This is a genomic window from Bacteroides cellulosilyticus DSM 14838 (genome assembly GCF_000158035.1).
GTDB classification, from domain to species: domain Bacteria; phylum Bacteroidota; class Bacteroidia; order Bacteroidales; family Bacteroidaceae; genus Bacteroides; species Bacteroides cellulosilyticus.
Map to the genome: position 1 here is coordinate 1296249 of NZ_EQ973490.1, position 9792 is coordinate 1306040.

The 9792-nt window shown below is 42.5% G+C and carries 6 protein-coding genes; all 6 read left to right on the forward strand.

Annotated elements, in window-relative coordinates; genetic code table 11:
- The coding region (locus BACCELL_RS09375) for a SusC/RagA family TonB-linked outer membrane protein (protein WP_007211492.1) at positions 1-2061 on the forward strand (2061 nt) is incomplete at its 5' end.
- 23 nt (positions 2062-2084) lie between these two features.
- Positions 2085-3776 carry a RagB/SusD family nutrient uptake outer membrane protein gene (locus BACCELL_RS09380; protein ID WP_007211493.1) on the forward strand — a complete coding sequence of 564 codons (1692 nt, stop codon included), beginning with the start codon at positions 2085-2087 and terminating at the stop codon, positions 3774-3776.
- A gap of 12 nt (positions 3777-3788) precedes the next feature.
- A complete protein-coding gene (locus BACCELL_RS09385) occupies positions 3789-5066 on the forward strand; it encodes a histidine-type phosphatase (RefSeq protein WP_044153742.1) in 1278 nt (425 codons plus the stop codon).
- Between the two features lie 304 nt (positions 5067-5370).
- Positions 5371-6663, forward strand: a complete 1293-nt coding sequence (metK, locus tag BACCELL_RS09390) for a methionine adenosyltransferase (protein ID WP_007211495.1) — start codon at positions 5371-5373, stop codon at positions 6661-6663.
- A gap of 996 nt (positions 6664-7659) precedes the next feature.
- Entirely contained in the window at positions 7660-9138 is a 1479-nt protein-coding gene (locus tag BACCELL_RS09395) for a tetratricopeptide repeat protein (RefSeq protein WP_242577618.1), read from the forward strand.
- A 122-nt stretch (positions 9139-9260) separates the two neighbouring features.
- Entirely contained in the window at positions 9261-9647 is a 387-nt protein-coding gene (locus tag BACCELL_RS09400; protein WP_007211497.1) for a DUF3244 domain-containing protein, read from the forward strand.
- Positions 9648-9792: the final 145 nt, after the last annotated feature.

Sequence of the window (9792 nt, forward strand, 5' to 3'; positions counted from 1 at the left end):
ACGGCATTCGGACAGGAACACAACTTTTCTGTATCGGGTAAAGTGAAGCAAAATGCTCCTTATCGCCTTTCGATTGGATATACCAATCAGAACGGTGTCATACGTACCAATAACTACGAGAGATTTACATTCAACGGAGGTATTTCGCCCAAGTTTTTTGATAATCATCTCACGGTTGACCTGAACCTGAAAGTGTCTTATGAGAATAATAAGAAAGTCGATGAAAGCGTCGTAAATAACGCGCTTCGCTATGATCCTACACGTCCGGTTAAGACCGGAAGTGCCACTGCGGCTACTGATCCGGGGTTGGGATATTTTATCTGGATGAACGGTAATTCTCCGATGGCCATCCAGACGGATAATCCGGTGGCGCAACTTGACTTGCAGGACATCCGCAATAAAGTGACACGCTCTATCGGTAATGCATCCTTTAACTATAAGGTACATCATTTGGAAGATTTGCAACTGAACATGAACCTGGGATACGATGTCCTGACCAGTAAATACTCGAAGGAAGTGCCCGAACTGGCGGGAATGATGTACACCTCTAACATGAAGGATGGTACAGGTCTTGTCTATGACTCCAAGCAGAATAAGCGGAATTATCTGCTGGACTTATACGCTAACTATTCTCATGTTTTCAATGAGAAGCATAACTTCAGTGCCATGGGCGGATACGGCTGGCAGCATTTCTGGAAGAAGTTTGATGCTACTACCTTTTCTCCGGAGGGCAAGGAACTCTTCTCTCCCAATCATTATGAATCGGAATATTATCTGCTTTCTTTTTACGGTCGTCTTAACTATTCGTATGATAACCGCTATATGATTACAGCTACGTTGCGTTCGGATGCTTCATCCCGTTTTGCAAAAGGTAATCGTTGGGGATTGTTCCCTTCCGTGGCATTGGGGTGGAAAATCAGCCAGGAAGCTTTCCTGAGAGATTCGGATATTCTGTCTGACCTGAAATTGCGTCTGAGCTACGGACAGACCGGACAACAGGATATTCTGAACGACTATCCTTATATGACAACTTTCACAGTATCCTATCCTGAAGCTTGCTATCAGTTCGGAGATAAATGGTATAATACGTATCGTCCGAATGGTTATGACTCCGACATTAAATGGGAGACTACCGAAACTTATAACATCGGATTGGATTACGGCTTCCTTAATAACCGTATCTATGGTTCTGTGGACTATTATCAACGCCACACCAAGGACTTGCTGAATACGATTCCTGTGATTTCGGGAACCAACTATTCTTCTGTGATTACCACGAATATCGGTGAAATGGATAATAAAGGACTCGAATTTTCCATTAATGCAGTGCCGGTACATACCAAAGACTGGAAATGGACAGTAGGCATGAACTATACCTGGAACGATTCAAAGATCACAAAACTGAATGTAGTGGATTCGGAAGCCAACTTTGTACAGACCGGAGCCATTTCGGGCACCGGTAAAACAGTACAGGTATTCATGGTAGGCGAACGCCCTTATACTTTCTATCTGGCAAAACAAGCTTATGACGACAATGGCAAGCCGATAGAAGGCCAATATGTACAGCCGGACGGTTCCGTATCGGCAACAGAAACAAAGTATGCCACCAACAAGAGTGCATTGCCGGAATCCTATCTGGGCTTCAATACCCAACTGAGCTATAAGAACTGGGATTTCGCTATCAGCGGGCACGGAGCTTTCGGCAATTATGTCTATAACTACATAGCTGCCGACCAGTATGTACAGTCTGTTTATAGCGACCAGGGAAACTTCTCGAATATCCTGAGCAGAACCAAAGCTACAGGTTTCCAGAACCAGCAACTGTATTCGGACTACTTCCTGGAGAAAGGAAACTTCTTCCGGATTGACAATATCTCATTGGGTTACACTTTCAAGAAACTGTGGGATCAGTCAAGCTCTTTGCGGCTGACTTTCGGTGTTCAGAATGTGGCTACCTTTACCGGTTATTCGGGCATCGATCCGGAAATCTACAGCGGTATCGACAAGGAGATATATCCCCGTCCGCGAGTATTCTCATTAAGTGCTAATTTAACTTTCTAACGGATTAAAAAAACTAATGCGATATGAAAAAGATAATTGCCTATTCATTCAATCTACTTTTCTTGGTCACGTTTCTGGCTTCGTGCCTGGGTGACCTCGATACCATGCCACTGGATAATAACCAGTTAGTGAGCGACCAGGTATATAAGACCAAGGACGGCTATACAGGCGTGCTGGCCAAGTGTTATTCATCTCTGATCCTGACAGGACAGCAGGGTGGCGATGGCGGCAATGGCGACTTGGAAGGTGCCAATGAAGGATATTCCGGTTATGTGCGTCTGTTGTTCTACTTGCAGGAGATGAGTACGGATAACTTTCTGATGCCTTCTTCTTCAAACGGTCTGCGTAAGTGCCTGAACCTGCAATGGGATGCCTCCAATGCTTCTGTTGTCACCTGGACTTACCAGCGGCTTTATATGAGCATTGCTTACTGTAACGAGCTGCTGCGCGAATGTACCGAAGGGAAGTTACAGGATAGAGGACTTTGGGAAGAAATGAAGGACGAATACATTGGTTACAGAGCCGAAGCACGTTTTATACGCGCATACTGCTATTCCATGCTTTGTGATTTGTTTGGTTCCGTGCCCTATGTGGATGAACATACAGGTGTGAAGGAAATTCCGGTTCAGTATACCCGTAAGCAGATATTTGAATATGCGGAAAGTGAATTACTGGCTGTTGAGAATGAACTGAAAGCTCCGGGAGAAAACGAATACGGACGGATTGACCGTGTAGCCGACTGGTTCCTGCTGGCACGTATGTATCTGAATGCCGAGTCCTGGATTCATGAAAATAAATACCAAGAGGCATATACGTATGCGAAGAAAGTAATTACAGACGGACACTATCCGCTGGCTTCCGACTATCGTGAAATCTTCCTGGCGGATAACAAAACCTGCAAGGAGATCATCTGGGGGTTGGTGCAGGACGGACAGCGTGCCCAAAGTTCAGCCGGAACAAACTTCTACGTAAAAGCTTTCGTGAATGGTCCGATGGACGAATTGTATAAGACAGGAGTCGGTTCGCGAGGTTGGGGTAATGTTCGTGCCAAGATGACACTGGTAGACGCCTTTGATGCGGATGATGTGGCGTTTGATGTCAATGATACCTGGGGTAACGGAAAGAAGGATAAACGTGCACAGTTTATGACCGCCCTTCCGAATCAGGTGAAGGAAACCTGGGACTCGGAACTGAATATGACCAGCACCTTTACCTGTGGTTATGGCTATATCAAATGGAGAAATGTAACCAAGGATGATCAGCTCTGTGCTTCGGGTGATGCTTATACCTCTATTGATTTCCCGTTGTTCCGTACCGCCGATGCCTATCTGATGGCTGCCGAAGCTATCTTGCGTGGCGCAAATGGTACGGAAACGGAAGCATTAGGCTACGTCAATGAAGTCCGGTCCAGAGCGTATATGTCCGGTAAATACGCGAAGAGCGGTGTCCGTTCGGATGTTTCAGGAGAAATCGGCCTCAATGAACTTTCTTTGAACTTTATCCTGAGCGAGCGTCAGAAAGAACTGGCATCCGAGCTGACCAGGCGCACTGACCTGATCCGTTTCGGTAAATATACGAAAGGCAATAACTGGGACTGGAAGAACGGTATCCGTCTGGGAGGAGATGTGGACGACAAGTATCAACTGTTCCCGATACCGGAAAGCGAATTGACCAACAACCCGGCGTTGAATCAGAATGACGGTTATAAACAATAAATGAAGAATAGAATGAGACTGAAACAATTACTGTTATGTGGTATGATGTGGATGTGCTGTGTTCCTCTTGGAGCGCAGACATCCAAAGAAGAGATGTTTTCTACTATTGAGAAAACGGGTGGAGTCTATTGGGCCTATCCACTTGATTTTGCACCGCAAACCCGGGCTCCCAAAGGATATAAACCATTCTACGTAAGCCACTATGGACGGCATGGTTCCCGTTATCTGATTGGTGACCGTGATTATAAATGGCTGGTCGACCTTTTTGAAGAAGCGCATCGTGAGGGTGCACTTTCCGACTTGGGAGAAGATGCCCGGCAGCGTTTGCTGAAGGTGTGGGAAGAAGCGGAAGGCCATGGAGGTGATCTGACCCCATTAGGTGTCCGTCAGCATCGTGGAATTGCAGAAAGAATGTATGCCGCATTTCCCGAAGCCTTTAAGGGTAATCCTTTCATTTCTGCCCGTTCTACGGTTGTGCTGCGTTGTGCGATGAGTATGGTGGCTTTTGGTGATCGTTTGAAGGAACTGAATCCCAATCTGCGCATTTCTTATGAAGCCAGCCATAAGTATATGGACTACTTGAATTACCATACGGACGAATCCAATCGCTTTACTTCTTCCACTGACGGTCCGTGGGCTGAAGAATACAGAAAGTTTGAAGATGTTCACACCAATCCCGACCGGTTGATTGCTTCTTTATTTAAGGACAAGCGTTTCATACTGAAGAAAGTGAATCCGAAGGAAGTGATGTGGGGTATGTACTGGGTGGCGAGTGATATGCAGAATGCAGAGACGCAGGTTTCCTTCTATGATTTGTTTCAGCCCCAGGAGCTGTTTGATTTGTGGCAGTGCATCAATTATCGTTTCTATGTGGGCAATGCAAATCATGCCGACGGGAAAGGGATTGTTGTAGCCAATGCGAAATCATTGTTACGGAATATTCTGGATAGCGCCGATGAGGCTATTCAGAAAGGAGGCATAGCCGCTACCCTTCGCTTCGGGCATGATGGCAATGTGATTCCTTTGGTGGCATTGATGCAGATAGAGAATTGTAACGTTGCCGTAGATGATCCTTACGAGGTGTATAAAGTGTGGAGTGACTTTAAGGTAGTCCCTATGGCCGCTAATGTGCAGATTGCCTTCTTCCGGAATGAAAAAGGAAGTGTGGATGATATTCTGGTTAAGATTCTGCATAATGAGCATGAAGTACATATTCCGGTACAGACCGACCAGTTTCCTTTCTATAAATGGAGCGATGTGGAGAGTTACTACCGGAACTTATTGAAATAAAGTACAGTTTTAAAGTTAACAATATTGAAACTACTAAATGGGAAGTGTGCCGATGGGATATCGGTACACTTCTTTTGCTAATATAATGTTAATGCTTTCCTGTTTATATGCTATTTCATAAGAAAACCTTTATCTTTGCACCCGAAAATGAAATGTGGAAAGATTTGAGTAGCTTGCAACCACAGAAAAAAATGCTAAAACACATCCTTTTCTGACGATGCTCCGAGCATCGGGATATGCATGTCTACTCACCACCAGATCCCCGCTTTTCATTCTTTAATTATTCATTCTTTAATTTAGAAGTATGGGATATTTATTCACATCCGAATCGGTGTCAGAAGGACACCCCGACAAAGTGGCCGATCAAATATCGGACGCTGTGCTTGACAAACTGTTGGCTTACGACCCCAGTTCGAAAGTAGCTTGCGAAACTCTGGTAACTACCGGACAGGTGGTACTGGCTGGAGAAGTGAAAACCAAAGCGTACGTTGATCTGCAACTCATTGCGCGCGAAGTAATTCAGAAAATCGGCTATACCAAAGGCGAGTACATGTTCGAAAGTAACTCGTGCGGTGTATTGTCCGCCATTCATGAGCAAAGCCCCGACATTAACCGTGGTGTAGAACGTCAGGACCCTATGGAACAGGGTGCAGGCGACCAAGGCATGATGTTCGGCTATGCTACTAACGAAACAGAAAACTACATGCCTCTTTCGCTCGACCTGGCACATCGCATCTTGCAAGTGTTGGCCGACATCCGTCGCGAAGGTAAAGAAATGACTTATCTCCGTCCGGACGCCAAGAGTCAGGTAACTATTGAATACGATGATAACGGTACGCCTGTCCGCATCGATACAATTGTAGTTTCTACCCAGCATGATGATTTCATCCAGCCTGCCGACGACAGCGAAGCTGCCCAGCTGAAAGCGGATGAAGAAATGCTTGCCACTATCCGTCAGGATGTCATCAATATCCTGATGCCACGTGTCATTGCTTCTATTCATGCAGAGAAAGTACTTGCATTGTTCAATGACCATATCACCTATCATGTTAATCCTACCGGAAAGTTCGTTATCGGCGGACCTCACGGAGATACCGGTCTGACGGGACGCAAGATTATCGTAGATACCTACGGTGGTAAAGGTGCTCACGGTGGTGGCGCTTTCTCCGGTAAGGACCCTAGTAAGGTAGACCGTAGTGCCGCTTATGCAGCCCGTCATATTGCCAAGAACCTGGTGGCAGCCGGTGTGGCTGACGAAATGCTGGTGCAGGTGTCTTATGCTATTGGTGTGGCTCGTCCCATCAATATCTATGTCAATACTTATGGCCGCGGCCATGTAAACATGAGCGATGGTGAGATTGCGAAGAAGATAGATGAACTTTTTGATCTTCGTCCGAAGGCTATTGAAGATCGCCTGAAGCTTCGTAATCCGATTTATCAGGAGACTGCCGCTTATGGCCATCTAGGTCGTGAGCCACAGATTGTTACCAAGCACTTCAAGTCTCGTTATGAAGGTAATAAGGATGTAGAGGTGGAACTCTTCACTTGGGAGAAACTGGATTACGTGGACAAGGTGAAAGCCGCTTTCGGTCTGTAATCTTTCTCTGGTTTTGTAATCAGCGTAGCTTTACAAGCTATTTATATAGAAGCCGTCCTGCTTTCTTTCGTGTGGCGAAAGGAGGGGACGGCTTTTTATTGTTCTCATTTTAGTATAGAGCTGTTTCTTGTAAATATGCTGTTTTGTTTGTTACTAGCAAATAGTTTCATAGCTTATTGGCAAATGATTTCATTTGTTGTCAGCAAACGAATCTTTTCCTTTGGTTGTTTTTAAGGGGACAGAACGATTGTAGGGTGGGCTGGCAAATTGTTTTCTATTTATTGATGTTTTAATCAAATTGATGTTGTTTCTTTATTTTATGTGATTATAGGTATTTCTCGATTTTGCATTATAGAATATTCTATGAATAAATAAGGAATGTAAATTCGTTATTCTTGCATATTCTTACATGTTTCCAGGCTTCTTATGCAGAAAAGGGTTACTACTTATGGACCATAAGGTTACTACTTAAAGGTGATATCATTACTACTTACGGTCAAAAGGGTTACTACTTATGGGTAATGCACTTATTTGTGCCGGCAATTCTCCTTATATTTGTGTTTTTAGGGTAGTGTTTTACTCTAAAAGAAGTGTAAGTATTTCGATATATTATTAATAATCTGTGGCTTGCTGAATTTCGTTTGTTTCTTTTTACCTCCATGGTCAGTTGTTCGGGAATAATGCATTCTCAGACAATTAGAAATGCAAAGTGTCAAAATGATAATGGGCTACTATTTATGTTTCAACAGTTTACTTTCTCATTGGCTTTTTCCATGATTTGTTACTATCTTTGTTGTATTGAAACGAGAAGTTTAAAATAGCATGAAAAAACTGTTACCTGCTTTCCTGTTCTTCATATCATTTACTATTCTGCTGGGGGCATGTAGAAGAGGTTCTCATGCAGTCAGTTCTATTCTGTTATTGGCTGATTCGTTGATGCAGTCGCATCCTGACAGTTCGCTGCAATTGCTAGAAGCTATACCTGCACCGCAGAAGATGGGGAAAACAGACAGGGCATGGTATGCCTTGCTGCTTACGCAGGCGAAGTATAAGAATTATGTGTCGCTGGAGAATGATTCTTTAATACAGGTAGCTGTGGATTATTTTGAAAAGAACAGCGATAGAGAACAATTAGCAAAATCTTATTTTTATAGCGGGTGTGTGCATCGGGAGCAAGAAGACATATCTACTGCCATAAATCTATATTTGAAGTCATTGAGGACTATGCTGCAAGGAGGTGACTCGGTATTTTTGTCGATGGTATATGGGCATTTGGGAGATTGCTATGGAGAACAATATTTGAATTCTGCTGCGATAGATGCACATAAGAATGCTTATGCTCTTTGCGGTACCGCGCATATTGATCGGGCTTTGTATGCCTTGTTGAAGATAGGAGACAATTACCTGATAAAAGATGATTCTGATAGTGCTTTCATTTATTATCAGCAGGCGAAGCTTCTGGCTGATTCTTTGCAAACTTCTGCCTTTAAACCTCTTGTTTATAAAAATATAGCCGCTCTCTATAATGAGAGAGGAGAATATGAAGAGGCGAATAGTTATATCTCAGAAGCAATGAGAGACATAGAAGTGGAGGAAAGTCTTTATTCTATTTATTTCTTGAAGGGTGATATTATGAATCATTTGAATAAAAAAGATTCGGCTCTTTATTATTGGAATCTGGCTAAATATTCCTTTGATATTGAAACTAAAGCCTCTGCTTTTGATAGACTATTTGAATTAAACAAAGAGCAATCCCGCTGGCGAGAGGCTGCTTTGTGTGCCGATTCTTTCATCGTTTACTTTGATTCTATTCAAGCGAGTGCGTATCGAGCCGAAATTGGTGATTTGATGGACAATCATCAATTGGAAATCCATAAATACGCATTGTTGAAAGAGCATCAACTTGCAAAGAAAAAGATGATTTACTGTTTTTGGGGCTTATTTTTAGTATTGGCATTAATTTATATGTGGAGGGATAGGTGTCGTAAGAATAAGTATATAGCTCTGCAAAAACAATTGAATGAGAATCGTGCGGAAATAATGATGCTGAGTGAAAGCTCTGCACCAATTGAAGAAAAAAGTGCAGAATTGCATGATCTGAAAGAAAAAAACTTGCAGATTTGTATTTCATTATTCGAAGCAACTGAGGGGTATAAGAAATTGAATGAGTTGAAAAATATGAAGCCTGGTAAACGCATTCTCAAAATTCAGGATTATAGGGAAAGGATTATTGGTGATATCCGGGAATCATTCTTAGATGTTATGAATAATTTGAGGGAGAATTGCCGTTCATTAACTAATGAAGATTTATTTTATTGCTTGCTGAGCCTGCTTCATTGTCCCAAAGATTTGCTTTTAGGTATAATGGATGCTTCTTCAGATGCTATAAAAGCAAGAAAACACCGGATTAAGGATAAAATGGATACTGTTCTTTTTGATAAGGTGTTTGGTTCTGATAATCAAAAACTTATGTGATTGACTCTATAGAGTGTTACTGTAAGTCTACATGAGTTTGTTACCTCTGTTACCTTTTTTTTCTTGATTTTCATAATAAAAATTTAGTTATTTGGAGCATCAACCAATTAATCTTATATATTATGAAAACAAAATTTTTATTCTTGTTATTGATAGGGATTTTATTATCAGTTCAGGTTGGGGCAGAATCTCAATCTATGAGGAAACGGATTATATTAAAAACTGCTACGAATACTTCTCAAGGCACTCCTCGTTCTGTAGATCCGGCTTCATGGATTATCGCTTGCTATGATGTTGAAGATAGTAAATTATTTATTGATATTCCTGTCCCATGTGGCACTTTAACTGTGAGCGTATCAGATTCTTTGACCAGTGAAATGGCTTACTATCAGTCGTACTTTGATGAAAGTTGTATAGTAGTAGACATGTCCGGTACGAAAGTGGGAGACTATGTGTTAGAGATTTCTATAGGAGAAACCTTGTTGTTGGGAGGATTCAGTATTGAATAAACACTACACATCATGAAGAATAACAAACGAATATTTAAACGGATAGCTGTCATATTCCTGCTATTCGTGGTTTTATCTATGTGGGCAGCCGCTGATGCATACGCCCAAAATAAAATCAAATATACCTATGACAGTGCCGGTAATA

Coding starts and splice junctions, on each gene's coding strand:
- BACCELL_RS09380 (WP_007211493.1), top strand. CDS start 2,085: ATGAAAAAGATAATTGCCTATTCATTCAATCTACTTTTCTTGGTCACG.
- BACCELL_RS09385 (WP_044153742.1), top strand. CDS start 3,789: ATGAGACTGAAACAATTACTGTTATGTGGTATGATGTGGATGTGCTGT.
- metK (WP_007211495.1), top strand. CDS start 5,371: ATGGGATATTTATTCACATCCGAATCGGTGTCAGAAGGACACCCCGAC.
- BACCELL_RS09395 (WP_242577618.1), top strand. CDS start 7,660: ATGGGGAAAACAGACAGGGCATGGTATGCCTTGCTGCTTACGCAGGCG.
- BACCELL_RS09400 (WP_007211497.1), top strand. CDS start 9,261: ATGAAAACAAAATTTTTATTCTTGTTATTGATAGGGATTTTATTATCA.